Source organism: Dasania marina DSM 21967 (assembly GCF_000373485.1).
GTDB lineage: Bacteria > Pseudomonadota > Gammaproteobacteria > Pseudomonadales > Dasaniaceae > Dasania > Dasania marina.
Genome location: NZ_KB891579.1, coordinates 33,611 through 59,819, shown reverse-complemented (window position 1 = coordinate 59,819; position 26,209 = coordinate 33,611). Strand labels below are relative to the sequence as shown.

Here is a 26,209-nt window from a genome sequence, read left to right as displayed (position 1 = left end):
TAGTCGATAGTCGATAGTCGATAGTCGATAGTCGATAGTCGATAGTCGATAGTCGATAGTCGATAGTCGATAGTCGATAGTCGATAGTCGATAGTAAAAATCTTGCCGCACCTACAGTCCTTGTCCAGCGCTTTTTAATCTTTTCACTAGGAACTAGAGACTAAGAGCTAGCGACTCCCAAACCAACAAAAAAAGGCCAGTACCCACAGAGGGAGCTGGCCTTTTTCTTAATCTAGCAACTAGCGACTAAGCACTAGCGACTGCATCTTACTCAGCAACTACCGAAACTTTAACGGTTTGCGTTACTTCTGAGTGCAATTGCACGTCAATTTCGAATTCGCCTATTTCACGGATTACACCGATAGGTAAACGAACTTCGCTTTTGCTAACCTCAACGCCAGCGGCAGTTATGGCATCAGCGATGTCACGTGTACCGATAGAACCGAATAGCTTGCCTTCGTCACCGGCATTGCCAGTAATAACAACATTGATGCTGGCTAATTTAGCCGCACGTGCTTCAGCAGTAGCGCGCTTCTCAGTAGCCGCAGCTTCTAACTCAGCACGACGTACTTCGAAATCAGCAACGTTTGCTTTAGTTGCAGAAACAGCTTTGCCATAAGGTAATAAGTAGTTGCGGCCGAAACCAGCCTTAACATTTACCTTGTCGCCTAACTCACCCAACTTACCTACTTTTTCGAGCAGAATAACTTGCATTATATTCACCTTTTCTCTTGTAAGACCGCGTTCCGCTGGTCTGTCAAAACTCTAATAGCGCCAGTGCAGGCTATGCCTTGCCCAAACGCCCTCTTAAGTCGAACCAACTGTCCACAACAACCACCAGTAATAGCAGCAGCTTAATAGGGTCTAGAATAAACCACCCTATATAGAACAGGCCCAACCAACGCCCGTTCATTTGCTTCTTGGCCACTAATCCGTGCACCAGAGCAAAGCCTGCAAACATAAAGGGCACCACACAGATCAGTGCCCAAAACCGGTAGTCTGCACCCAGTGACGACAACGCAATGCCAGCCACTAGCAGTAACACAGTCAATGGTGGCGTTAATCGCAAGCTGTAAAACTCTTGGCGAAATCCACCAGGGTTATACAGCAGCGCCTGCCACCAACGCGCCAAAATCAAACATAACGTCACCGTTATGGCATTACCCAAGCCTAATAAGCCCAAGATTTGCACCACCGTAGGCGCAGATATCGCTACCTGCTGACCCTTAGCGGCTTGATTTTGCACCTGAGTGATAAGCTCAGACACAAAGCGCAAAATTTCTTCTATATAGGCTTGCCCAAATGCTAATAAAGCAAGCCCTGTTAATACGCCTGAGGCCACCGCTGCAATCAGTGTTAAAGGCCACGAAGTGGTGGCTCTTAACACGCTGGCTAGCAGCGCCGTACCTAACATGGTTGCCAGTGGACCGGTATCACCCAACACCACCATCACTATGCTAGGCAGTAATGCCCAAAGAAGAACCGTAAAGCCTTCTTTAAAACCTTGGCGTAATATGACTAGGGCAACTACTGCTGCACCTACCCATGTAAATAAAACTGTTGTAGAGGCCAGCACAGCTACCAAAATAGCCTGCCACCTGCCTTTCATTACAAATTCAGCTAAGGCGCGCATATCTGATCCCTACAGCCTTTGGCTAACCTTATTTGTGCTGGTCAGTGTAAGGCAATAAAGCCAAGAAGCGTGCGCGCTTGATGCAAGTCGCTAATTGACGTTGATACTTGGCTTTAGTGCCAGTGATACGGCTAGGTACAATTTTGCCAGTTTCACTAACATAAGCTTTCAATGTGTCTAGATCTTTATAATCGATCTTGCTGACACCTTCTGCGGTAAAACGGCAGAACTTACGACGACGGAAAAAACGTGCCATGGTGTTACTCCTAAATTCACAATTACGCTGCCAAGCAGCGAGTTAATTACTCTTCGCTAGCTTTTTCTGAAACGTCTTCGGCTTTAGCTTCAGTTTCAACTTCGGCTTTAACAGCTGGCTCGGCAGCAGTTTCTGCTTCTGGAGCACGTTCAGTGCGGCTATTGCGACGCTCACGGCTCTCTTTCTCTGCCTTCATGATGGGCGACTCTTCAGTCTTAGCATCATCACAGCGAATAACCATGTTACGCAATACAGCATCGTTATAACGGAAAGCTGTATCCAGCTCGTCCATAGCTGCTTGCGAAGCTTCAACATTCATAAGAATATAGTGAGCTTTGTGAATTTTGTTGATCGGGTAAGCCAGTTGACGACGGCCCCAGTCTTCAAAACGGTGGATTTTGCCACTATCAGCTTCAATAGTTTGTGTGTAGCGCTCAACCATGCTGGGCACTTGTTCACTTTGATCTGGGTGTACCAGAAATACGATTTCGTAATGACGCATAAACGCTCCTTACGGGTTTAAGTCACCCAGCAATCGTAGCCAGTATGACAAGGAGTATCGAACCGTTACTTGGCAAGCAAGCGAGCCGGATCGAAAGGAGGCGCGATTTTATGCAAACAGCCCCGGATATGCAAGGGCACAAGGGTGAAAAGTGGGTGAATTTCAGCCAACTGGAGGTAATAGGCGTCATATGCTTCTATTATTGACTGAAGAGCTGGGATTTAAGGGGGTCCGGCTTCAAGGGGGTCAAAGTCCTTGAAAACGAGAGAGGCGCTCGAAGCGCCTCTCTCGTTAGTCATACCGCCAGGCTATAGCGCTAAACCTTAGGTTGAGAACAAAGACTCTGACCCCTTGAAATTCTTGAAATTATCACATAACTGTTAGTTATGGCGACTATACCTACAGCCGTATTGTTCGCCACATAGCGACCAAGTATCATTACATGTAAACAAAATCCCTTTAGATGATTACGGTGACTTAATGTTGATTGTTATCCCCAAGGAGACCTTGTCCGGTGAAAGGCGTGCATCGCTGGTACCCGACTCCGTCAAAAAACTAGTGCGTGCTGGTGCTGATGTATCCATTGAAGCGGGCATGGGCATAGCCGCTGGCTTTTCTGATAGCGACTACAAAGAGGCTGGTGCGTCAATCAACACAGATAGGCAACAATTGCTTGCCAGCGCAGATATCGTGCTGCGCTTGCACAAGCCCACACTGGCTGAAGTGGATTTGCTAAAACCGGGAAGCACCCATATCAGTTTTCTCGACCCATTCAATGAACGCGAGCTGGTTGAAAAAATGGCGGCCAAAAACGTTTCCGCCATATCCATGGAAATGATTCCCCGCATTACCCGCTCCCAAAAAATGGATGCCTTGAGTTCACAGGCTAATCTCGCGGGTTATGTAATGGTTCTTAAAGCCGCCAATGCACTTAATCGTATTTTTGCCATGATGATGACGCCAGCCGGCACATTAAAACCAGCCAAGGTCTTTATCATTGGCGCGGGGGTGGCCGGTTTGCAGGCCATTGCAACGGCCAAACGCTTAGGTGCTAAAGTAACAGCCTTCGATACCCGGGATGTGGTAGCCGAGCAAGTTGAATCGTTAGGGGCTAAATTTCTGAAAATTGATTTAGGTGAAACCGGTCAAACTAAAGAGGGTTATGCGCTGGCCTTAACACCCGAACAGATGGAATTACAAAAGCAGGGTCAGAAAGCGGAAATAGCTGAGTCGGATGTTGTTATCACAACCGCACAACTATTTGGCCGTAAGCCTCCCGTTATTGTCGCCGCTGATGCTGTTGCGGCAATGAAGCCCGGCTCAGTAGTCGTCGATATGGCGGCTGAAAACGGTGGCAACGTTGAAGGTTCTGCACCCGGAGAGACCGTTGTCACTGAAAATGGCGTTCATATTGTGGGCACCGGCAACTGGGCGAGCGACGTACCTCGCGATGCCAGCCAGATGTATTCTAGCAACCTGTTTAATCTCGTTGATGAATTTTGGGATGAAGAAGCCAAAACTTTCGCGCTGAATTTTGACAATGAAATTGCCACAGGTTGCGTTATCACTCACCAAGGCGCCGTGGTTAACGACGTCATTAAAAACCACTACAACAAGACACCCCAGTCTTAACAACGGAGATTGTCATGGAAATCGTTTTTCTTATCTTTATCTTGATGCTCTCTATCTTTTTAGGTTTTGAGTTAATCAACAAAGTTCCCTCTACCTTACACACGCCTTTAATGTCAGGTTCAAACGCTATTTCCGGCATCACCTTGGTTGGTGCTTTAGCGTTAGCAGGTAATACCAGTGACCCACAATTCTCTACTTGGCTAGCGACTGGCGCAGTCGCACTAGCGACGATTAACGTGGTGGGTGGCTATATGGTTACCGATAGGATGCTGGCGATGTTCAAGAAAAAAGAGGGCAGTAAGTAATGGATACTAATATTATTATTAACATTGCCTACATTATATCGGCGGCACTGTTTATTTTTGGCCTAAAGTTATTGGGTTCTCCCGCGACGGCTCGTAAGGGCAATATGCTGTCGTCACTAGGCATGCTAATCGCGGTTGTTTTCGCATTATTCGACCAAGGTATAATTAGCTACAGCAATATTGCTATTGGCATTGCGATTGGTGCCATCATAGGTGCAACAGCTGCACGCATGATTGAAATGACATCCATGCCTGAGCTAGTGGCATTGTTTAATGGTTTTGGTGGGCTGGCTTCTTTATTAGTTGGTTGGTCTGCTATTGACCCTAGCGCTAACACATTCACCATGATCACCATCTTCTTATCGATTTTGATAGGCGGTTTAACCTTTACCGGTTCCCTCATCGCCTGGGGTAAGTTGTCTGAGCGCATTGCTGGCAAAGCTATCGTCTTTGTTGGGCAAAAGGTTGTAAACAGCTTAATCGTCTTGGCCATTATTGCCTGCGGTATGATGTTCGTGATGGAACCAAGCAATGCTAACTACTTGTACGCCGCTGTTGCCTTAGCCCTGCTATTTGGCATCATGGCGGTTATCCCCATCGGTGGTGCCGACATGCCGGTGGTCATTTCACTGCTGAACTCTTACTCGGGTTTAGCCGCTTGCGCGGCAGGTTTTGCGATTGGTAATAACTTGCTGATTGTTGCCGGCTCTTTGGTTGGCGCTTCAGGCATCATCCTGACTAAAATCATGTGTAAGGCGATGAACCGTTCATTAAGCAACGTTTTGTTCTCAGGTTTCGGCTCGGTAAAAGCTACGACCGACGTTATCGAAGGCGAAGTAAAGCCCCTGACACCAGCAGACGCTTATTATATTTTAGAGGCGGCAAGCACAGTCGCTATCATTCCCGGTTACGGCATGGCCGTTGCCCAAGCTCAACATGCACTTAAAGAGCTACAGGAGTTGTTAGAGGAAAATGGCGCTGATGTGCTTTACGGCATACACCCCGTTGCGGGTCGTATGCCCGGGCACATGAATGTTTTACTGGCAGAAGCAGATGTTTCTTATGACTTATTGCTAGAAATGGATGAAATCAATCCACGTATGGAAACGGTCGATGTCGCTATTGTTATCGGCGCCAATGACGTTGTTAACCCAGCCGCTCGCGAGATGGAAGGAAGCCCAATTTACGGCATGCCCGTTATCAATGTGGATCAAGCACGCACCGTGTTTGTCTTGAAACGCTCAATGGCGTCAGGTTTTGCCGGTATCGCTAACCCGCTATTCTTTAAAGAAAATACCCGCATGATCTTCGGCGATGCCAAGGAAAGTATTACTACCATTATTCGCGAATTTGAATAAACGAACACGCCATAAAGAGTGAGGCTAGGGTCACTCTTTCCTACATAGTTAACCATAAAGCGAATCTCTTCCGGGCGTCGCTTTTTTTGTACCTGCCTTTTCTTAGCCATGGCCAGAAGCACGCCTTTAGCCATCGCTCGCAGTAGCACACTAACAAGACACCCACTTTAAGAATCATACCTGAGCCTCACCTTTTACCAGAGGTAAAACGACTAAAGCTACTGTCTATGTAAGACCGGGCCTAGGAATAGAACCCTGTCATGTCGGACTTAATCCGATACCTAATGACTTCCGGGTATTCAACCCAATTATTAACTGTAGGAATTTAGATCTTATCTGACAGGCACCGGATAAAAAAGGGGAACTGTTAGATCAAGTTTGAGCCACTACAGTCTCTAAACCTCTACACTTAATCACTCAAAGCGATTGGCCCATATATTGTTCGTCCCCGTAATATAATCCAGTTGAAACCACGCAGCCATAAACCTACCGTTACCATCAACCGCTAATCCCGGAGCAAATGAAGCTTCTATATCATTCGTCTCAACTAGCTCAGGGCTCTCCCAGCCCTTATTATTAAGGTAACGGCTAAACCAAATATCCGAACGCGCAGTCAAACTATTTTGTCTCCAAATAGCCATTGCGTTGCCATTACTATCTACCGCCAAATGAGGAGCATAAGCATGCCCCACATCATTTGACTCAATAAGCTCTGCTTCACCCCACCCAACATTTAGGCTGTATCGATTAGCCCATATACTTGAACGGCCAGAGTCCATTTGCTGCCAAACAACCAGAGCACTGCCTAAAGAGTCAACTGCAATGCGAGGGAATGACCCGCTATCAACAGCGCTATTTTCTATTCGCTCGGCCTCACCCCAGCCAACACCGGCAGCATAACGATTTGACCATATATTTGTATTAACACCATCATATTGACCCCAAACAGCTATAGCGTTACCAGCATCATCGAAAGCTATATCGGGTAAAAATCCATTCCCCATACCTGCCGCTTCTATTTCTTCAGCTACCCCCCAGCCAGCACCAACCGAATAGCGGCTTGCCCAAATATGCTCGGCAACACCTGTTTGGGTCCATATAGCCAGAGCATTCCCCTCATCATCAAAAGCTATTTCAGGGTAACCTGCCCCACCCTGGCTATGGGCCTCAATTTGCCCGGCAACACCCCAACCTATTCCTACCGTATAATAGTTAACCCAAATATAACTTTTTGCTGTGCCTCCAGGTATGCCATGAGGCCCGTCATATTGAGACCATATTGCGAAAGTATTGCCATTATTATCCACAGCTATTTTTGGGTTAAGGACCGCCCCCGTATCATCTACTTCTAATAACCCAGCTACACCCCAGCCTGCACCGACCGTATAGCGATTTGCCCAAACACTTGCTACAGAACCATTAGACTGGGACCAAACAACTAAAACATTACCGTCATCATCAATAGCAAGCTGTGGGGTGGCTGCCGGGCCTGCATCATTAGTTTCTATAAGCACAGCCGTACCCCAACCATCAATGGCCGTATATCTATTTGCCCAAATACTGTCTTGAACGCCATTACTTTGCACCCAAACAGCCAAAGCATTACCGCTTTCATTAACAGCTACTTGGACATCGCGGCCAGAAGCAGCGCCATTCTCAATTTTTACTGCCTCACCCCACTCGCCATCTTCGGTGATAAAACTCCAGCTAAAATCGCTTTCTAACTTAGCCCCAGATTCACCTTCTATCTGTGCGGAAAGTGTCGCAGTATAAGGCGTTAATAATAAAAGGGGCTCTATAGCAACCAGTGATGCCACGCTTCCACTCACGCTAACGCTTATCGACTCATAGCCCGACAGGCTCTGCAAGTAATAACGGCTACCATCGACGCTACTAACAAGTAAATTCTCATTAAACTTTGCCGTAATTGAATCACTGCGCGACACACTTGCTGCATTATTTGAAGGGTTTGTATTAGAAACTGTTAAAGAAGACGTTACTTCCTCATCAACCGAACCATTTGATCCGCCACCGCCACAAGCCACTAAACAAAAATTTAAACAGAGAATTAAAACCAATTTGACTACATTAAACATTTGAAACCTATCCTTAAGGTTGACACCTATGACGGTATTATTTTTCTTTTTACAACAGCCAAAACATAGCATGTACCGCCACTTAAAAGCGACACCAGCCACTAATAAAACATCCATTTTAAGAGGTTAAAGATCATTAATTATAAATCTACACAACCAAAGAGTGAACAGAGGTGAAGTAAGTTGAATTTATGGGCGCAATTTACGTTAAATAGAGTGACTTTGGCAGGCCGGGACCTTTAAGAATAAAAGCCTATGTCATTTTCACTACTAACGACTAACAAGACAGCCACTTTAAGAATCTGATATGCAAGGGCATAGAGGTGAAAAGTGGGTGAAATTCAGTCAACTGAAGATAATAAGCAAATATGTACGCTTATCCGTGCAGAGCAAGACTGCGATACGCCAATAGCAACGTTAATTGCTTTTACCTGTAACAAAAGCGACCCTAAAAAGGGCCGCTATGATTCTTACTTAATTTATCACTAAGCTGATGCTTTAGCTTTACGACGACTTAAACCAAGACCAATCAAGCCAAGACCAAGTAGCGCCATTGAGCCGGGTTCTGGCACTGAAGCAACAACATCTTTGGCTGTTACTGTGGCCTGTATGGTTTGAGACAAAGTACAACCTTTTCCGCCGCACGAGTCGCTAGACGCAGAGAACTCAATGCCGAATGACGAGCCACTAGCTAATAAAATATCACTAGGCTGACCAGCAAGGTCGAAGGTCAGTCCACCAGCGCCACCGTAACCAAAAAACCAGCCCCAAGCGCCGCCACCAAGGCCTGTGCCACTACCGTCAACGTTATCGGGTGAAGTAAAGGCAAGTGTTGCTTCAATCACACCACCTATAGCACCCCAGCCAGAAGCGGGGCCATAGAGATCCGCCGTAAAAAAATCAAAGGTGTAGCTATCGCCCGATGCTAAGCTAAATATTTCGCTATCCAAGCCTGATGCAAGGGTGAAATTTGTTGAGCAGCCCGAACATAAAGTAATTCCACTAGAATTTACCGACGAGCCGGGGCCGTTGACGTCAAAATCTAGCGTGGGTATTGCAAAGCTACTTGCGCTAAAACTCAAAGCTACTGTTGCGATAGCGCTCTTAAATAATCGAAATGACATAGTAATACTCCTTTGATGCAACCCGGCCGCCTTCCCTATTTAGCTATGTCGTTAGCTTAGCTAGGCCCGTGGCTTTCCGTCCCTTCCTCACGAAAGGTTTGGCAATTAACAATCATTGCGGGACTCATGTCCCACCCGACAAGAGCAATTATCAAGCCATAACACATAACCATCTGTTTTATATAAATTTACTAACTGTCCATACTTAATTAAATCATATAAAACGTAAAGAAAATCGACTATCATTTTATTCAATCATTCTATACAGAAACAATGCGCTTTCTATGTTCTTAGCACTCAGCTGATAACAACAACTAATTTAAGAGCTAAAGCGCGGGAGCTAATAGAAATGTGACCATCTATTTCCTATACACTCCGTTGAACCGTGATTCCTGAGGCTTGTTAGGCGCTGAAGGCCGCAGCAAGGCAAGGGACCGTTCGATGCCTTGGCAATAAAAAAAACAATCATCACTCACCCCTTACCATTGTTTATGGCGCCCGTGATCGATGAATTGTTATTAGTAGACAGCAAAACCATCACTTACTGCTAACACCTTCCATAACTGCTAAAATGCGCCGCACACGCCCTTACCACCCTTTCTAATCAGTTTATTTGCCATGCTACGTATTAACGAACTTAAGCTCCCTCTTAACCATACTGAGCAAGACCTCACCGCTGCCATTATTGAAAAACTGGCGATTAAACCATCAGAGTTACAAAGCTTTAGCGTGTTTAAACGCAGCTACGATGCGCGTAAAAAGGCCAATATTTTGCTGATTTATCAGTTAGATGTAGTACTGAGCGCAAGCCTTGAAAAATCGCTATTACAAAGCAATAAAGCACTTAGGCCCAGCCCGGATACTCGCTATCAGTTGGTCGCCCAGGCTGATGCCAACTTCCCCAAGCCAAACCAACAGCGCCCTATTGTTATTGGTTTTGGCCCCTGTGGTATTTTAGCCGCCTTGGTGTTGGCGCAAATGGGGCTAAAACCCATAGTACTGGAGCGCGGCCAAGACGTAAGGCAACGCACCAAAGATACTTGGGGCTTATGGCGCGACCGTAAACTCAACAGCGAATCCAATGTGCAATACGGCGAAGGCGGCGCGGGCACGTTCTCGGATGGCAAACTCTATTCACAAGTAAAAGACAAGCGCTTTTTGGGCCGCAAGGTATTAACCGAATTTGTGAAAGCCGGAGCCCCTGAAGAAATCATGTTTGTTAGCAAGCCCCATATCGGCACCTTTAAGCTAGTAAAAATGGTGGAGGCCATGCGCGCCGAAATCACCCGCTTGGGTGGCGAAATTCGTTTTAACCAAAAAGTAGAAACCCTGCATCGCGAAACTAATACCGAAGGCAAAGGCGAGCACGAGGGTAAAATTACCGGCTTAACACTAAGCAGTGGCGAAACACTGGCTAGCCGCCACATAGTACTGGCGATAGGCCACAGCGCGCGCGACACCTTTGAGATGCTGCTGCAACAAGGGGTCTATATAGAAGCCAAACCCTTTTCCATAGGCTTTAGAATTGAGCACCCCCAGTCCGTTATTGATGATGCCCGTTTTGGTGACTTTGCCGGCAATGCCATTTTAGGCGCGGCGGATTATAAACTGGTGCACCATTGCGAAAGTGGCCGCAGCGTTTACAGTTTTTGTATGTGCCCCGGTGGTACCGTGGTTGCAGCCACCTCGGAAGAAGGCTGCGTAGTCACCAACGGCATGTCGCAATACTCCCGCAACGAGCGCAATGCCAACGCTGCCATAGTGGTGGGCATAGAGCCTGAAAAAGATTATCCCGAACATGTTTTGGCAGGCATAGACTTACAGCGTAAACTGGAAAAATTAGCCTACAAGCTAGGCGGCGAAGATTATAGCGCGCCCGCACAATTGGTCGGCGACTTCCTCAAAAACCAAGCGTCTAGCGAACTAGCCAGCGTTAAGCCCTCTTACCAACCCGGCATTAGCCTAGGTGATTTATCGCTAGCCTTACCGGCCTTTGCCATTGCTGCCATTCGTGAAGCCATACCTGCCTTTAATAAAAAAATTAAAGGCTTCGCCATGAATGATGCGATTTTAACCGGCGTAGAAACCCGTACCTCATCACCGATTTGTATAAAGCGCGGCAAAGATTTTCAAAATATCAATACCAAAGGGCTTTATCCCGCCGGTGAAGGCGCAGGTTATGCGGGGGGTATTTTATCGGCGGGCATAGACGGTATTAAAGTTGCCGAAGCACTGGCATTGGATTTATTACAAGTAGATGTCACTACTAGTGACTCAACCAGCTAGCTCGGCATAAAAAAACGGCTCCAAAAGGAGCCGTTACTATTTATTTATCCATTGTAAATTAATTTTATTTTTACCTACCGTAGCAAGACTCAATAAGACAGGTTAAGTCTCTACCCTCAATTCACAAACAACAAGTCACTACATTTCATCTTGAAACTTATAGCTTGCCGCTTACAGCTAATCTTTTTAAAGCTCATCCAAAATCTTGTAATACATCATCCCTAAAGCCATCGCCGGCCTACGTAACAACTTACCCCCAGGCCAACTCATATGTTTGACCCTGGCAAAAGTATCAAAGCGTTCGGCATGGCCCGCTATCATTTCGGCGGTTATTCTCGCGGTCATATGGCTGGGGGCCACACCGTGGCCAGAGTAGGCCTGTATATAAAAGACGTTATCCGATAAGCGACCCAGCTGTGCTAAGCGGTTAATGCCTATGCCCATTTGCCCGCTCCATCCGTAATCGATACGCGCATTAGCCAGCTCTGGGAATACCTGCAGCATTTTTTTGCGCAGGGTGCCGACTAAGTCCTTGGGGTCTAGCCCGGTGTAATTAGACAGGCCGCCAAACAACATGCGCTTATCGGCGGTGAGGCGAAAATAATCCAAGGCGGTTCTGGGGTCACACACGGCAATATCGGCGGGCAAGGTTTGTTGGATTTGCGCCTCGCTTAAGGGCTCGGTGGCAATCACGCAACTAGTGGAAGGCAGCACCTTACAAGCTAGCTTAGGTTCTAAATCACCCATATAGGCATTGCCACAGGTCACCACATATTTTGCCTTAACCACACCCTGTTCGGTATGCACTTCGGGCAGCGCACCATGCACGATTTTAGTGACGCGCGACTGCTCAAAAATTTGTGCGCCTAGGCTTTCGGCGACTCTAGCCTCGCCTATACATAAGTTAAGCGAATGCACATGGCCATAGCCGTTTTTATTAATCATACCGCCTATGTAATTATCCGAGTTCACGTAATCTTTGATCGCCTGTTTATCAAGAATCTCTAAATCGTGGGGATAGCCGTTTTTTTCTTGCCACTCTTTGAATTCAGCAAATTCGCGCATATGGCGCGCTTTAATCGCGACATCACCGTAACCCCATTTAAGGTCACATTGAATATCGTACTTGGCGACACGCTCGCGTATAATTTCGCAGCACTCCACCCCCATATCGTAAATACGTTTAACGCCGTCTTTACCTATGCTTTTTTCAAACTGCTCATGGTTGTGGCCTATGCCACCAATAATTTGCCCGCCGTTGCGGCCAGAGGCGCCCCAGCTAATTCTATTAGCTTCAATTAAAGCCACCTTGTAGCCCCGCTCGGACAATTCTAATGCGGTGTTTACCCCGGTAAAACCGCCACCCACGATGGCGACATCAACCTGCACTTCACCTTTTAATGGCGGGTAGTCGGTTTGCCAGTTGGCGGTGGCGGCATAATAAGAGCCGGTGTGTTCCGTTGTTTCTTGCGTTGGTTTTAACCACAACATAAGTCTTTCTCACTTAATTAAGGCTCACAGGCCTAGCCTGTAAGCGCCAATAAATACAATAGATAGAATGCGTCCACTACGCAAAAAGCGCAGGCCCGATAACATAGGCCTTAGGACTAGCGTTTATGAGAAAGTAGCGGAATCGTCGTCTTCGCCGCGGAAGTAGTCCTGCCAAGAGGCGGAGGTACAGACCCAGTGCGACCAGGTAATAAAGGTGGGCTTGCCAGCGCTGGAAATCGTGTTCATAACCACAAGTGCCAATACAGGAATGAATGAGTGTTCATTAAAACCCCTCCCAGCCATTGTTGTCAATGGCTGGGAGGGGAGTCTCTAGCTGTTAGTCTCTAGTCGCTAGTAAAGGCGGGGCATAATGTACTGCGTCACTCCGGCGCAGGCCGGAGTCTATGTTTTTTCTAGCGTCTATCGACTAAGCACTAGAGACTATCAACTAGGTACTAGAGACTTTCGACTAGAGACTATCACCTAGGAACTATCGACTACATACTAGAGACTGCCAGGCCGTCTCTGACGGCCTATCTCAAACAAACATACCCCTGTTGCCACCGACACATTCAAGCTACTCACACTGCCCGCCATGGGTAATTTGATGAGATAGTCGCAGTGCTCACGGGTAAGCCTGCGTAAGCCCTTGCCCTCTGCCCCCATTATTAAAGCCATGGGGCCAGACATATCAACATCGTAGATTTCTTGCTCGGCTTCACCGGCGGTGCCGTATAGCCAAATGCCCCGCTGCTGTAACTCGCGCAGGGTGCGCGCCAAATTGGTAATTTGCACAAAGGGGATAACCTCGGCAGCACCACAGGCCACCTTGCGGGCGGTGGCGTTCAAGCCGGCGGCATTATCTTTAGGTACGATAACCGCATCCACGCCAGCTGCATCGGCAGTGCGTAGGCAGGCACCTAAATTGTGCGGGTCGGTAACGCCGTCTAAAATCAATAATAACGGCGGGTGATCCAGTTCATCTAACAGCAGTTCTAAGTCGCGCTCGCGCAATAGCTGGCTGCCTTGGGATTGCGCCACCACACCTTGGTGCTGGCCCTTCACCATTTCGTCTAAATCTTTTCTATCCAGATACTCATAAGCCACTGCGGCTTGCTCGGCGCTAGCCAATAAAGCCTCCATACGGGCGTCTTTGCGGCCGCGCTGAATATAGAGGTTTTCTACCCGCTCGGGTTGGCGTTCCAGTAAAGAGGCGACGGCGTGTATGCCAAAAATTAGGGTTGTGTTACTCACGAAATAGAGCTGCCTATGGCTAAGGGGTTAATCGGGGGATTTTACAGGGTTTTGGCAGAGTTTGCGCTGGGGAGTTTTTAAAAAAACTGATTGCCACTTGCTCCCTTTTATTAATTACCATCACCGAAAGCGCCGAACTAAGAGGAAGACCTAGGCGTAAGTTCAGGGTTCACTTCACCATAAACCGCTTCCGGGTCTACATCATTCATCACCAACACTTCTCTAACGGCTTCAATATGCTCAAGCACGGTCTGATAACGCTCGCCGTATTCGTCCTGGTTAACCTCTGTGGCTTTAGGCATATAGCTAAAGGCTATTTTTAAAGCCTGTAAGGCGGGTTCATTTATTTTTTCTTTCATTACACTGCACTCCATTTAATAAAACACCCAGCCTTGGCTGGCTAAGCTATAAGCTAAAAATCACACCGGATTATCTATATCCACAAAATGGTGTACCAAGCCAAACTCTGCGGCCAACCACTCACCCAAGGCTTTAACCCCATAACGTTCGGTAGCGTGATGCCCCGCCGCCATATAGTGTATGCCCAATTCTCTGGCGGTGTGCACGGTAGGTTCGGAGATTTCGCCGGATAAAAATAAATCTGCCCCCGCTGCTACGGCTTGCTCTATATAACCTTGCGCAGCTCCAGTACACCAAGCCACTCGCGCTATCATGGTTTCATCGTCACCAATTAATAGCGGCTCGCGGTTTAGCACTTGCTTTACACGCTGGCTAAAATCGGCCGCACTCATAGGCGGATTAAGACTGCCGACATTACCAACAGGACGCGCCTCGCCGGGTTGCAGCCCACCTTCTACCGTAAGGCCTAACAATTGCGCTAGCTGGGAGTTATTACCCAGCACCGGGTGGGCATCCAGCGGCAGGTGGTAGGCCAGCAGGTTGATATTGTTATCCATTAGGGTTTTGATGCGCCGGTATTTCATGCCGGTTAGGCAGGCATCCTCGCCTTTCCAAAAATAGCCGTGATGCACTAATACGGCATCCGCATTGTGCTTTACCGCTGCGTCTATTAACGCTTGTGAGGCGGTAACGCCGGTGATCAGGGTTTTTATTTCGCTACCGCCCTGCACTTGTAGGCCGTTGGGGCAGTAATCTTGAAACTGACTAGGTTCTAGCTGGCCCGTGATGGCGGCGACTAACTGTTTGATTGTAATTGTGTTTTTGGCCTGACTCATTACACCCTCTATGCGCTATTTCTCATTGTGCGGATACTGATAATAAAAAAATCATGCTAGGCTAACAACCCAGAGAATACTAGGGGTCTACCAATATGACCCCCATAATGGTCCGAACAATGAACAAACTCTTTCGATTTTTAAGCTGGCCGATACTCTGCGGCGTGTTAGCCGCTTTTATTATTTTGCAATATCTCAACAATGACCGCGTTCATGGCTATAACACCGCCACCACCACCCCCAACAGTTATGCCCAATCGGTGAAAATTGCTGCACCGGCGGTGGTTAACATCTATACCAAAAAAACCGTTAAGCAGAAATTACCGCCCTTATTTAATGACCCTTTCTTTAAGCACTTTCTAGAGCGCAATAACATACGGCAAAAAGAGCGCGTACAACAAAGCTTGGGCTCTGGCGTAATTATGAATGAGCAGGGCTTTATTTTAACCAACCATCACGTAATTAACGGCGCTGAGGAAATTTTAATACTATTGCACGATGGCCGCGAAGCCTTGGCCAATATTGTTGGCAGCGACCCCGACACCGATCTAGCGGTGTTAAAAATAGAACTCGATGACCTAGCCTTTATCCATTTAGGCGACCCCGCCCAGGCGCAGGTAGGTGACGTGGTGCTGGCCATAGGCAACCCCTACGGTTTTGGCCAAACGGTTACCCAAGGCATCATCAGCGCCACCGGCCGCTACGGCTTGCAGCTCAGCACCTATGAAAACTACATACAAACCGATGCCGCTATTAACCCTGGTAATTCAGGCGGTGCCTTGGTAGATGCTCAGGGCCGCCTGCTAGGTATTAACTCTGCCATTTATAGCCGCAGCGGTGGTTCCCAAGGTATAGGCTTGGCCATACCCATAGATTTAGCCCTGCGCATTGCCGAAGATTTAATTCAATACGGCAAGGCTATACGCGGCTGGCTGGGGGTAGAGGTGCAACCGCTTACCGCTATGGCAGCGCAAAATCACAAGCTGCCCCCCGGCAACGGTGTGGTTGTCACCGCCGTGGCCAGCAATGGCCCCGCCGACCAAGCGATGATTCAAACCGGTGACATCATTATTGCCATTAATGACAAAGATATAGGCGATGGCAACATAGGCATGAATCTTATTGCCGCTACCCGCCCCGGCGAGCAGGTCAGCATAGATCTGGTGAGAGGTCGTAACCACTTTAATGTCACCACTATCATCGGCAGCCGCCCCGAATAAGATCGCCAATATGACTAGCAAACTGCAACAGCAATTTGAACGCTATAGTGAGAGCCATCAACACCCTTATAACCTAGCCATACATGCGCTGGCGGTACCGCTAATTTATATTAGTGTGCTGGGCCTGTTGTGGGCGCTACCCTTAGCGCAGGCACTGGGCCAATCTCATCTACATCATGTGATCAACCTGAGCTGGCTAGCCATAGTGATTAGCAGCGGCTTTTATTTACGCCATTCGCTTAGCCTAGGCCTGGGTATGTTGGCGCTGTCTACCGCAGCCATCGTGTTATGCCTGTGTTTGCAACAGCAAAATATTTCGGTGGCATTAGCCTCATTGGCTATTTTTAGCCTCGCTTGGCTGGCACAATTTATAGGCCACGGCATAGAGGGTAAAAAACCTTCATTTTTTGAAGATATAACGTTTTTATTAATAGGCCCAGGCTGGGTAATCGCTAAACTCTACCGCCGCCTGCACATACCGTATTAATCACCGCGATAACAATCGATAGCAAAGAGAAAACAGCATGCAATTTTTAGTAACTGCCTTAGATGGCACCGACGCACAAGCACCACAACGCAGGCAAGATGCCCGCGAGCAACACTTGGCTGGTGCCAAGGCACTGAAAGAGTCAGGTCATATTTTAGAAGTAGGCCCTATACTTAACGACGAAGCGCAGATGATAGGTTCGTTTTTGCTATGCGAATTTGCTAGCCGCGCTGCTTTAGAAGAATGTTTAAATAATGATATCTACAGCAAAACTGGGGTGTGGGTAAATATTGATATTAAGCCGGTAAAGGTGGCTTTTCGGTAGGTTTTCTTTAACGATCAACTAACTATAGAGCAAGACAGATTGTTGCGGCTTTATATGTTGTTAACTATCGCGGAGTATCAGAGTAAGGCGACTACTTGCAAGACAGTCGCCTTACTCTTTGAGAGTTTTATGCTTCGAAACGAATTTTAAAGAAACAAAAAACACTTATTCTTTTATACGGTATTCCGCAGAGCGGGCATGAGCGGTTAACGACTCACCTCTGGCCAATACCGAAGCCGTTTTACCCAATTCTGATGCCCCTTCTGGCGAGCAATAAATCAGCGAGCTGCGTTTTTGAAAATCATACACCCCTAAAGGTGATGAAAACCTTGCGGTGCCAGACGTAGGCAATACGTGATTGGGGCCAGCACAGTAATCACCTAAGGCTTCAGCCGTGTGGCGCCCCATAAAGATGGCCCCCGCGTGACGTATACGCGGCAACATGGCTTCAGGGTCGGCGATGGATAATTCTAAATGTTCGGGCGCGATGCGGTTAATCACTTCGGCGGCCTGTTCTACACTGTGCACATGAATAAACGCCGCGCGTTCGCGCAGTGACACTTTAACAATGTCTTGCCTATCCAAAGTAGGTAGCAGCTTATCCATACTGGCTTTTACCTGCGTTAAAAACTCGGCATCTTCACTAACCAATATCGATTGCGCATCTTCATCGTGTTCGGCTTGCGAAAACAAATCCATGGCTATCCAATCGGGATCGGTTTTGCCATCACAAAACACTAAAATCTCTGAAGGCCCGGCTATCATATCCAAACCTACCTGGCCAAATACTTTGCGCTTGGCGGTTGCAACAAAAATATTGCCGGGGCCAACAATTTTATCCACCCGCGGTACGGTTTGGGTGCCATAGGCTAAGGCCGCAACGGCTTGCGCACCGCCTATGGTAAACACTCTATCGACACCGGCTATGGCCGCTGCGGCCAACACCATATTATTGCGCTCGCCCTTGGGCGTAGGCACCACCATAATCAGCTCGGCTACACCGGCGACTTTAGCTGGGATAGCGTTCATTAACACCGATGAAGGGTAGGAGGCCTTACCACCGGGCACGTATAAACCCACTCTATCCATGGCGGTAATTTGCTGGCCTAACACTGTGCCATCGGCCTCGGCATAAGACCAAGAATCTTGTTTTTGATGTTCGTGATAAGAGCGCACGCGCTGGGCGGCCAGCTCTAAGGCCTCACGCTGCTCATCGCTAATGTCTTTTAAAGCTTGCTGTAACTCTGCCTGCGACAGCTCTAGCTCGGCCATGCTAGCCACCGTTAAAGCATCAAAGCGTTGCGTGTACTCCACTACCGCGGCATCGCCACGGGCTTGCACGCCAGCAACTATTTCATCTACCGATTTAACCACCGCATGATCTGACACAGACTCCCAAGCCAATAAGGCATCTAGTTGCGCAGCAAAGTTTTCGCTGTTGGCATCCAGTTGTTTTATCGTGATGGAGGGGTTATTCATGGGGCTATCCATTTTAAAAAGTGGCTCTAATAGTAAAACGTGGCTAGGTTAAAACAGTTCCAAACTTAGCCTTTATCGACAACAGCTAGTGCTAATTTATCAATTAGCTCTTGTATGCGTTGATGCTTGCGCTTCATTGCGGCCTTGTTAACCACTAAGCGCGAGCTGACATCGGCGATGTGATCTAAAGGCTCCATGCCATTCGCTTTTAAGGTGTTGCCGGTGTCAACGATGTCGACAATTAAATCGGCCAAGTCCATTAGCGGCGCTAATTCCATCGCTCCGTATAATTTAATAATGTCGGCTTGCTGACCTTGTGCAGCAAAGTGCTGTTTGGCGATGTTGACAAATTTTGTGGCTACACGCACACGGCCTTTCGGTAGTGCGTGGCCTTTTAAACCCGCAGTCATTAGGCGGCACTTGGCAATTTGTAAATCTAGAGGCTCGTATAAATCGGCCCCGCCTACCTCTAGCAGCATGTCCTTGCCCGACACGCCTATATCGGCAGCACCGTGCTGCACATAGGTGGGCACATCAGAGCCACGTATCACTATCAGCTTTACATCAGGCTGATTGGTTGCAAAAATCAGCTTGCGACTTTTGCTAATATCTTCCAAAGGCGCTATACCCGCAGCGGCAAATAAAGGCAGTGTTTCGCTGAGTATACGACCCTTAGTGAGGGCAATAATAATGTCTTGATCGTTATTCATTACATTAACTTTTTTAACAGGTTTAGTTAGCGATGCGGCGTATTTTTGCGCCCAGCATTTGCAGCTTTTCTTCTATACATTCGTAACCACGATCGATGTGATAAATCCTATCGATTAGGGTGTCGCCCTCGGCAATTAAACCGGCAATCACTAAACTGGCTGAGGCCCGCAAATCGCTAGCCATAACCGGCGCTGCTTTTAAGCGCTCTATGCCGATAATAACGGCGGTGTTGCCCTCTATGGTAATGTTGGCGCCCATGCGCTTCATTTCCTGAGTTTGGTTAAGACGGTTTTCAAAAATAGTTTCGACTATGGTGCTAGTGCCTTCGGCGATGGTGTTCATAGCCGTGAACTGGGCCTGCATGTCGGTGGGGAAACCGGGATAAGGCGCGGTGCGTATACTGACTGCCTTGGGCCTGCGGCCTTGCATATCCAATTCTATCCAGCCATCACCGGTAGTGATTTTAGCACCGGCATCTTCTAGCTTAACAATCACCGCTTCTAATATATCGCTGCGGGTATCTTTTAATTTTATCCGGCCACCGGTGGCGGCAGCAGCCACCAAGTAGGTGCCAGTTTCTATACGGTCGGGCATGACTGAATAATCACAGCCGTGTAATTTCTCTACCCCTACTACGGTAATAGTCGCAGTGCCGTGGCCTTCAATGTTGGCGCCCATGGCAATTAAAAATTCAGCCAAGTCGACTACTTCCGGTTCGCGAGCGGCGTTTTCTAAAATGGTTTTACCTTCGGCCAATACCGCTGCCATTAAAATATTTTCGGTGCCGCCCACAGTGACGGTATCCATAAAAATGTGTGCACCTTTTAAGCGACCATTAGATTTAGCGCGTATATAGCCCTCATCAACGGTAACAGTAGCACCTAAAGCTTCGAAGCCTTTAAGGTGTATATCCACAGGTCGACTGCCTATGGCACAACCACCGGGAAAGGAAACATTGGCTTCACCAAAGTGCGCCAGTAACGGCCCTAACACCAAAATTGAGGCGCGCATGGTTTTAACCAGCTCATAGGGGGCGGTTAGCTCTTGTATGGTGGTGGGATCAATTTCTATACCCAGTTTTTCATCGATAATCGCGTCCACACCCATGCAGCGCAACACCGTAATCATAGTGGTGACGTCATGTAAGTGCGGCAAGTTGCGTATGGTCACCGGCTCACTGGCTAAGAGTGACGCCGCTAAAATCGGCAGCGCCGAGTTTTTAGAACCAGAGATACGAATCTCGCCATTTAACTTTGCGCCGCCTTGGATCAGCAGTTTATCCATGAAAAAACCTTAATTAATTAGTCTGAGACTCTTATTGTGAGTGCTCAGCGGGAGTAAGCGCTTTGATGTTCACAGCATGTAAGCTGCCATCGGCTATTTGTTGGCTTAAACCGGCATACACCATTTGCTGGCGCTTAACAGGGCGCACCCCTTCAAAGATATCGCCTATGGCCGTCACTGTGCAGTGGCTGCCCTCGACCTCGACATGTACTTCGCAGCCGCTTAACTCGGCCTGCAGTAATTGTTTGATTTGATCTGCGTTCATGACTTCCTCATCGCCCATTCTTGCTGGAATTGTTACCGGCATTGTTACCGGCGTTCTTGCTGGCATTATTACTGGCGTAGCTACTGATATTATTGCTAGCAGCCACACTATTAAAAGACGGCAAATTATACGGAAACAGGCCCCAAATAGCGAGCTAAATGGGGCCTCCAGCGCTATTGTTGTGACGGCGGTTGTACTGCAGTCTCTTGGCCGGCAGGCTTAACCGACCAATTATCGATCACCTTATCCAAGTCACCCTGATAACGCTTGGCGGCAGAGATAAATTGGCCCTGATACACCAAACCCAAATTAACCGCTTCTATAGTTACGTTGCGTATTTTCCAAGAACCATCTCTGTCTTGACGCATTTTGTAATGCACCTCGTAGGGTTTCTCCGCCGAGCCGTAGATTTTTTGCAAAACAGTAGTGCTACCATCATTGCCGTCATCTGCTGCGGGGGGGACGACTTCAGTGCGGGTACCACCAAAGGCCAACAAGCCCTTAGCGTAGGTTTGCACCAAGCCCTGCTTGAACACTCCGGCAAAACGCCGAACTTGGCCTTTAAAAGCATCCTTGGCCTTATTCGAACCTAGCTGTTTGTAATATTCTCTAGTGGCATAGGGACCCATAACACCACGGGAAAAACTATCGAAGTCGACCACAGCATCTAATATGCTTTCTATTTCCCTATAAAAACGCTGAGGATCACTTTCAAAATAACCGTTGGCATCATCGATTAAGCTCAGCACTTTGTCAGTGGTTTGCTCTACGGTTTGATGAGCGCTTAAGGGTGCCGCCGCAGCCACACTCACCATCAATAACAGTGACGTAATAGCCACTGACACGCGTTGTAAAACCCTCATGATTTTCTCCTGATAATGAATGGCTGCCAATGTAACGAAAAAAGCAGCGCGGTAAAAGCATTCTGTTGCCACAAATACACTACAATAACTTTTCTTTTAAATACCAAAATTACCACAGTGGCGATTACCTTTAGTAAAAACCCCTATATAATGGCCGCCCTAAACAAACCCACTCACCCCATTCACTACCCATAGGAACACCATGCTAGAAGCCAGTATTGCTATCATTATCGGATTTGCAGGCTTAATTTGGAGCGCCGACCAATTTGTTGCAGGTGCCGCCGCCATCGCCAAAAATCTGGGTATGGCTCCCATCATGATAGGGTTAACCATTGTCGCCATTGGCACCTCAGCCCCTGAAATTATCGTCTCTATTAGCGCCGCCTTAAAGGGGGCAGGTGATTTGGCAGTGGGTAATGCATTAGGTTCCAACCTAGCTAACATAGGTATGGTGTTGGGAATTACCGCGCTAGTTGCCCCCATCCCCATCGCCCTAACTATTTTAAAACGCGAAATGCCGCTGCTATTAATTGCCACTATAGGCGCCAGCTACTGCTTATACGATGGCTATTTAAGTTGGTCGGACGGCGTTATTTTACTAGTTACGCTGGCGGTTATTTTTTATATTTTGGTCACCAGTAAATCACACCAGCCCGATGCCGAACATGAGGCCGATATTGAACACATACCCACCATGAGCACAGCTAAAGCCTGGCTGCTGTTTGTGGTGGGCTTTGCCCTGCTCATTGCCAGCTCACAACTATTGGTATGGGGGGCAAAAATAGTCGCTATAGAGCTAGGGGTTAGCGAGCTAATTATAGGCTTAACCGTAGTCGCGGTGGGCACCAGTTTGCCCGAGTTGGCCGCCACTGTCGCCAGCGCGCTAAAAGGCCACCACGACATAGCGCTGGGCAATATCGTAGGCTCCAATCTATTTAACCTGCTTGCCGTAATGGCTATGCCAGCACTGATTAGCCCCACCGCTTTAAGCGCCGAGGTATTTACTCGCGACTATATGAGCATGGCTGGCATCACGCTATTATTAGCAACCATACTCTATGGCCACTATATCTGGGCCAAACGAGCGCGCAACAAACTACAGGCTAGCAATGCTACCGCCCTATTACCGACTCAATACTTAGGTAGGTTAGCTGGCGCGGCGCTATTAATTGCGTACGCAGCCTATTACTATCTGCTATTCCCTATTAACGGATAAGCCACACCATGACGACTATCTCTTTTAAAGATTCCGCACTGCGCACGATTAAGATAGAGCGCGATGCCGTGGCCAGCTTAGTAGACCGTATAGATCAGCACTTTGATCAGGCCTGCGAACTCATGCTGCAATGCCAGGGCCGCGTCGTCGTCACTGGCATGGGTAAGTCTGGACATATAGGCACTAAAATCGCCGCCACCCTAGCTAGCACTGGCACCCCGGCCATGTTTGTCCATCCCGGTGAAGCCAGCCACGGCGACATGGGCATGATTACCGCGCAAGATGTGGTGATAGCACTATCCAACTCCGGCACCACCGCTGAAGTCGTCACCTTATTACCGCTGTTAAAACGCTTGGGGATACCGCTAATCACCATCACCGGCAACCCGGACTCCATCTTATCGCAAACCGCCGATGCCAATTTAGACGTAAGCGTAGAGCAAGAAGCCTGCCCGCTTAACCTAGCACCCACCTCCAGCACCACCGCCTCACTGGTAATGGGTGACGCCCTAGCCATAGCCCTATTAGAAGCACGCGGCTTTACCGCTGAAGACTTTGCTTTTTCACACCCCGGCGGCGCACTGGGCCGACAGCTATTATTAAAAGTGGAAGATGTTATGCACAGCGGCGAGCAAATACCGAAAGTGCAAAGCGGCACTCTGCTTAGCGATGCCCTACTGGAAGTCAGCCGCAAAGGCTTGGGCATGACCACCGTGGTGGATGCCCAGAATATCTTAATCGGCCTATTTACCGATGGCGATTTGCGCCGCGCCCTGGATCACAGCATAGACATACACAGCACCCGCATCGACGAGGTGATGACAGTCAACTCAAGAACCGCCAGCCCCGGCATGTTAGCCGCTGAAGTGCTGGGCTTAATGGACGAGTACAAAATCAACTCCATGGCTGTAGTTGATAGCCATAAACACCCCGTCGGCGCGGTACATTTACACGACTTACTAAAGGCGGGAGTGGCTTAGCCCACACACTATGACTTTACTGCGTCGCAAACAAAAACACTTCGTCATTACCAGTATCGCTCTGGCTTTACTGCTAATGTTTTTGTGGTTGTATACCGAATCCGGCTCCACCCCCAGCTTTAGCAAAAAGGCCACACCCAAAGAACCTGAAATTTTTATGCGCGACATACACAGCCAACGCTTTAATGCCGAAGGCCAATTAGCGCATACCCTGACAGCCGAAAGCCTTAACAACTACGCCAAGGGCAAACGCAGCATATTGCAACTACCGGTGATGCACTTTTACACCGACCAGCAACTGACATGGCAGATCACTGCAGACTCAGGCATAGTAACGAAACAGGGCCAGCAGGTAGCATTAAAAAATAATGTTATTGTATTGAGCAACGACCAGCGCTACCAGCTCAGCACCAGCGCACTAAATATCTATCCCAAAAAACAAATCGCCGAGAATAATCTAGCCGTCACTATTACTAGCCCACAGGGCACGACTACCGCCACCGGTATTAGAACGGACTTAACCCAAGAGCACACTCTATTGAAAAAAAACGTAACAGGCCACTATCATGCAGCGCCGTAAGCTACACATACCACTCAGCGCCGCGGCGCTCAGCCTCATTAGCACCCTATTTAGCAACTCAGGCTGGACCCTGCCAGAAGACCGTGCCCAGCCCATCACCATACAATCAGACTCTGCCGAACAGCGCATCGTCGACGGCAAAGAAACGACCCTCTATAACGGCAGCGTAGTGATGGTACAGGGCAGCCTGCATATTAAAGGCGACACTGTTACCGTGTTTAGCGAGGATCGCTCGGTCACCCGTATCGTCGCCATAGGTAAGCTGGCCTTTTTTAGCCAGCAAAACGAAGCTGAAAAGCCGCCCGTAGAAGCGCAGGCGGAAACCATAGAGTACCAACTCAGCAACGACACCATCGTCTTTTTAAACCAGGCCACACTAACCCAAGGAGCCTCCAGCCTTAGCGGCCAACGCATAGACTACAACACCAACACCGCGCAAGTGAAAGCAGCTGGCAGCCAAGAGGGCAGCGAAGCCGCCAGCAGCACCGGCCGGGTTAATATGGTGCTAGAGCCCAAGCGCAAAATCGATAGCGCGGAGACCAATGGCATGTCTGCACCTATAGCCAATCCAAGCCCAGCACCAAAACCTGAATCAGAGTCTGAATCAGAACCTAAGCCAGCCCCTGAACCAGAGCCCGTATCCGTACCAGCCCCCGTAAGCGACGATGTGTCAGCTACCGCCGTAGACGCGCCCACCCCTGCAGCTATTTCTGCAGCTACCCCAACACCTACCCCTACGGTACAGCCCAACACAACAGGCAATGACAAGGCCAGCGCACCAACCGACGATCATACCAACCCCAAAACCGACCTAAAGGATAGCCATGCCGACGCTGTTAGCCAGTAACCTAGCCAAGGCCTACAAAGGCCGGGAAGTGGTTAAAGATGTTTCACTGTCCGTAGAAAGCGGCCAAATCGTCGGTTTATTAGGGCCTAACGGTGCCGGTAAAACCACCTGCTTTTACATGATAGTGGGCATAGTCACCGCAGACCGCGGCCGCATCACCCTGGACGATAAAGACCTCACCGGCCTCTCCATGGGCGGCCGCGCTAGACAAGGCATAGGCTACCTACCCCAAGAAGCGTCTATCTTTCGCAAGCTCAGCGTGGCCGACAACATTATGGCCATACTGGAAACCCGCGCAGACTTAAGCCGCCGACAACGCAAAGCTAAACAGCAAGAGTTACTGCAAGAGCTGCACATTACCCATATACGCGACAGCTTGGGCATGGCCTTATCGGGGGGCGAACGCCGCCGGGTAGAAATCGCCCGCGCGCTAGCGACTGAACCGGCATTTATTTTATTGGATGAGCCCTTTGCTGGCGTAGACCCCATTTCGGTGGGCGATATTAAAAACATTATTAAGCATTTAAAAAACCTTAATATAGGGGTGCTAATCACCGACCACAATGTGCGAGAAACCCTTAGCATCTGCGAAAAAGCCTATATCGTCGGCGATGGTCACATCATCTCCGAAGGTTCACCCGAAACCGTGCTCAATAACCGCAAAGTGCGGGATATTTATCTGGGCCACCAGTTTGTTTTATAAGCTGTGCAGCTTTTAAACTACTGTGGTGCATAGCCATAAAAAAAGCGGTATAAATATTGCTTTCTTATTGCCTATAAGAACCTGCATAAACTACACTAGGCCTTAAGTTGTCCTCA

The 26,209-nt window shown here is 48.4% G+C and carries 28 protein-coding genes and 1 riboswitch; of the genes, 12 read left to right on the top strand and 16 right to left on the bottom strand.

The features are described from left to right. Window positions 1–267: 267 nt before the first annotated feature. From rplI to rpsF, 4 genes are all read right to left on the bottom strand, one after another. Window positions 268–714, bottom strand: coding sequence for a 50S ribosomal protein L9 (gene rplI / locus B067_RS0109155; protein WP_019529782.1), 447 nt, complete (start codon window positions 712–714; stop codon window positions 268–270). Between the two features lie 70 nt (window positions 715–784). Then, window positions 785–1,633, bottom strand: a complete 849-nt coding sequence (locus B067_RS0109150; protein WP_019529781.1) for a hypothetical protein — start codon at window positions 1,631–1,633, stop codon at window positions 785–787. A gap of 28 nt (window positions 1,634–1,661) precedes the next feature. Continuing rightward, a complete protein-coding gene (gene rpsR, locus B067_RS0109145) occupies window positions 1,662–1,889 on the bottom strand; it encodes a 30S ribosomal protein S18 (protein WP_019529780.1) in 228 nt (75 codons plus the stop codon). A 46-nt stretch (window positions 1,890–1,935) separates the two neighbouring features. Further along, complete coding sequence (gene rpsF / locus B067_RS0109140; RefSeq protein WP_019529779.1) at window positions 1,936–2,391, bottom strand: 30S ribosomal protein S6; 456 nt, start codon at window positions 2,389–2,391, stop codon at window positions 1,936–1,938. 480 nt (window positions 2,392–2,871) lie between these two features. Here rpsF and B067_RS0109130 point away from each other — a divergent pair, with 480 nt between their 5' ends. The 3 genes from B067_RS0109130 to B067_RS0109120 are packed head-to-tail and all read left to right on the top strand — an operon-like array spanning window position 2,872 to window position 5,686. After that, complete coding sequence (locus tag B067_RS0109130) at window positions 2,872–4,023, top strand: Re/Si-specific NAD(P)(+) transhydrogenase subunit alpha (RefSeq protein ID WP_019529777.1); 1,152 nt, start codon at window positions 2,872–2,874, stop codon at window positions 4,021–4,023. 14 nt (window positions 4,024–4,037) lie between these two features. Further along, the gene (locus B067_RS0109125) at window positions 4,038–4,328 is read left to right on the top strand and encodes an NAD(P) transhydrogenase subunit alpha part 2 (protein ID WP_019529776.1); all 291 of its coding nucleotides are present in this window, start codon (window positions 4,038–4,040) and stop codon (window positions 4,326–4,328) included. Beyond that, a complete protein-coding gene (locus B067_RS0109120; RefSeq protein ID WP_019529775.1) occupies window positions 4,328–5,686 on the top strand; it encodes an NAD(P)(+) transhydrogenase (Re/Si-specific) subunit beta in 1,359 nt (452 codons plus the stop codon). The genes B067_RS0109125 and B067_RS0109120 overlap by 1 nt, the downstream gene beginning before the upstream one ends. A 413-nt stretch (window positions 5,687–6,099) precedes the next feature. Here B067_RS0109120 and B067_RS0109115 read toward each other — a convergent pair whose 3' ends face one another. After that, window positions 6,100–7,899, bottom strand: a complete 1,800-nt coding sequence (locus tag B067_RS0109115; RefSeq protein WP_019529774.1) for an Ig-like domain-containing domain — start codon at window positions 7,897–7,899, stop codon at window positions 6,100–6,102. A gap of 368 nt (window positions 7,900–8,267) precedes the next feature. After that, entirely contained in the window at window positions 8,268–8,906 is a 639-nt protein-coding gene (locus B067_RS22120; RefSeq protein ID WP_083921394.1) for a PEP-CTERM sorting domain-containing protein, read from the bottom strand. 13 nt (window positions 8,907–8,919) lie between these two features. Beyond that, window positions 8,920–9,019, bottom strand: a riboswitch (cyclic di-GMP riboswitch). Between the two features lie 505 nt (window positions 9,020–9,524). Between B067_RS22120 and B067_RS0109095 the strand changes: the two genes are divergently transcribed. Next, the gene (locus B067_RS0109095; protein WP_019529770.1) at window positions 9,525–11,192 is read left to right on the top strand and encodes an NAD(P)/FAD-dependent oxidoreductase; all 1,668 of its coding nucleotides are present in this window, start codon (window positions 9,525–9,527) and stop codon (window positions 11,190–11,192) included. A gap of 186 nt (window positions 11,193–11,378) precedes the next feature. On the opposite strand, the gene B067_RS0109090 is transcribed toward B067_RS0109095, so the two are convergent. From B067_RS0109090 to B067_RS0109075, 5 genes are all read right to left on the bottom strand, one after another. Then, window positions 11,379–12,683: an NAD(P)/FAD-dependent oxidoreductase gene (locus B067_RS0109090; protein WP_019529769.1), complete on the bottom strand. Its 1,305-nt coding sequence runs from the start codon at window positions 12,681–12,683 to the stop codon at window positions 11,379–11,381. 123 nt (window positions 12,684–12,806) lie between these two features. Further along, window positions 12,807–12,929 (bottom strand): hypothetical protein, encoded by a 123-nt coding sequence (locus B067_RS22240; protein ID WP_276201901.1) that lies wholly within the window; start codon window positions 12,927–12,929, stop codon window positions 12,807–12,809. A 258-nt stretch (window positions 12,930–13,187) separates the two neighbouring features. After that, complete coding sequence (gene rlmB / locus B067_RS0109085) at window positions 13,188–13,937, bottom strand: 23S rRNA (guanosine(2251)-2'-O)-methyltransferase RlmB (protein WP_019529768.1); 750 nt, start codon at window positions 13,935–13,937, stop codon at window positions 13,188–13,190. A gap of 137 nt (window positions 13,938–14,074) precedes the next feature. Continuing rightward, entirely contained in the window at window positions 14,075–14,296 is a 222-nt protein-coding gene (locus B067_RS0109080) for a hypothetical protein (protein ID WP_026244542.1), read from the bottom strand. A gap of 60 nt (window positions 14,297–14,356) precedes the next feature. Then, window positions 14,357–15,133: a Nif3-like dinuclear metal center hexameric protein gene (locus B067_RS0109075; protein WP_019529766.1), complete on the bottom strand. Its 777-nt coding sequence runs from the start codon at window positions 15,131–15,133 to the stop codon at window positions 14,357–14,359. A 119-nt stretch (window positions 15,134–15,252) separates the two neighbouring features. Between B067_RS0109075 and B067_RS0109070 the strand changes: the two genes are divergently transcribed. The 3 genes from B067_RS0109070 to B067_RS0109060 are packed head-to-tail and all read left to right on the top strand — an operon-like array spanning window position 15,253 to window position 17,165. Then, window positions 15,253–16,353 carry a trypsin-like peptidase domain-containing protein gene (locus B067_RS0109070; protein WP_020700295.1) on the top strand — a complete coding sequence of 367 codons (1,101 nt, stop codon included), beginning with the start codon at window positions 15,253–15,255 and terminating at the stop codon, window positions 16,351–16,353. Between the two features lie 10 nt (window positions 16,354–16,363). Next, window positions 16,364–16,840, top strand: a complete 477-nt coding sequence (locus B067_RS0109065; RefSeq protein ID WP_019529764.1) for an Mpo1 family 2-hydroxy fatty acid dioxygenase — start codon at window positions 16,364–16,366, stop codon at window positions 16,838–16,840. A gap of 37 nt (window positions 16,841–16,877) precedes the next feature. Beyond that, window positions 16,878–17,165, top strand: a complete 288-nt coding sequence (locus B067_RS0109060; protein WP_019529763.1) for a YciI family protein — start codon at window positions 16,878–16,880, stop codon at window positions 17,163–17,165. A gap of 165 nt (window positions 17,166–17,330) precedes the next feature. Here the strand turns inward: B067_RS0109060 and hisD are convergent, their stop codons facing one another. From hisD to B067_RS20010, 5 genes are all read right to left on the bottom strand, one after another. Next, a complete protein-coding gene (hisD, locus tag B067_RS0109055) occupies window positions 17,331–18,644 on the bottom strand; it encodes a histidinol dehydrogenase (RefSeq protein WP_026244540.1) in 1,314 nt (437 codons plus the stop codon). Between the two features lie 65 nt (window positions 18,645–18,709). Further along, window positions 18,710–19,354: an ATP phosphoribosyltransferase gene (gene hisG / locus B067_RS0109050; RefSeq protein ID WP_019529761.1), complete on the bottom strand. Its 645-nt coding sequence runs from the start codon at window positions 19,352–19,354 to the stop codon at window positions 18,710–18,712. Between the two features lie 22 nt (window positions 19,355–19,376). Then, window positions 19,377–20,639, bottom strand: coding sequence for a UDP-N-acetylglucosamine 1-carboxyvinyltransferase (murA, locus tag B067_RS0109045; RefSeq protein WP_019529760.1), 1,263 nt, complete (start codon window positions 20,637–20,639; stop codon window positions 19,377–19,379). Between the two features lie 31 nt (window positions 20,640–20,670). Further along, window positions 20,671–20,904, bottom strand: a complete 234-nt coding sequence (locus B067_RS0109040; protein WP_026244539.1) for a BolA family protein — start codon at window positions 20,902–20,904, stop codon at window positions 20,671–20,673. A 173-nt stretch (window positions 20,905–21,077) separates the two neighbouring features. Beyond that, entirely contained in the window at window positions 21,078–21,767 is a 690-nt protein-coding gene (locus B067_RS20010; protein WP_019529758.1) for an MlaC/ttg2D family ABC transporter substrate-binding protein, read from the bottom strand. Between the two features lie 202 nt (window positions 21,768–21,969). Here B067_RS20010 and B067_RS0109025 point away from each other — a divergent pair, with 202 nt between their 5' ends. From B067_RS0109025 to lptB, 5 genes are read left to right on the top strand one after another with little or no spacing between them, the layout of a single operon-like run. Then, entirely contained in the window at window positions 21,970–22,983 is a 1,014-nt protein-coding gene (locus B067_RS0109025) for a calcium/sodium antiporter (RefSeq protein WP_019529756.1), read from the top strand. A gap of 8 nt (window positions 22,984–22,991) precedes the next feature. Then, complete coding sequence (locus B067_RS0109020; RefSeq protein ID WP_019529755.1) at window positions 22,992–23,963, top strand: KpsF/GutQ family sugar-phosphate isomerase; 972 nt, start codon at window positions 22,992–22,994, stop codon at window positions 23,961–23,963. 10 nt (window positions 23,964–23,973) lie between these two features. Further along, on the top strand, window positions 23,974–24,543 hold the full coding sequence (lptC, locus tag B067_RS0109015) for an LPS export ABC transporter periplasmic protein LptC (RefSeq protein WP_019529754.1): 570 nt from the start codon (window positions 23,974–23,976) through the stop codon (window positions 24,541–24,543). Beyond that, window positions 24,530–25,390: a lipopolysaccharide transport periplasmic protein LptA gene (gene lptA, locus B067_RS0109010; RefSeq protein WP_019529753.1), complete on the top strand. Its 861-nt coding sequence runs from the start codon at window positions 24,530–24,532 to the stop codon at window positions 25,388–25,390. The genes lptC and lptA overlap by 14 nt, the downstream gene beginning before the upstream one ends. Then, window positions 25,368–26,093: an LPS export ABC transporter ATP-binding protein gene (gene lptB / locus B067_RS0109005; RefSeq protein ID WP_019529752.1), complete on the top strand. Its 726-nt coding sequence runs from the start codon at window positions 25,368–25,370 to the stop codon at window positions 26,091–26,093. Before lptA ends, lptB begins: the two co-directional genes overlap by 23 nt. Window positions 26,094–26,209 lie beyond the last annotated feature (116 nt).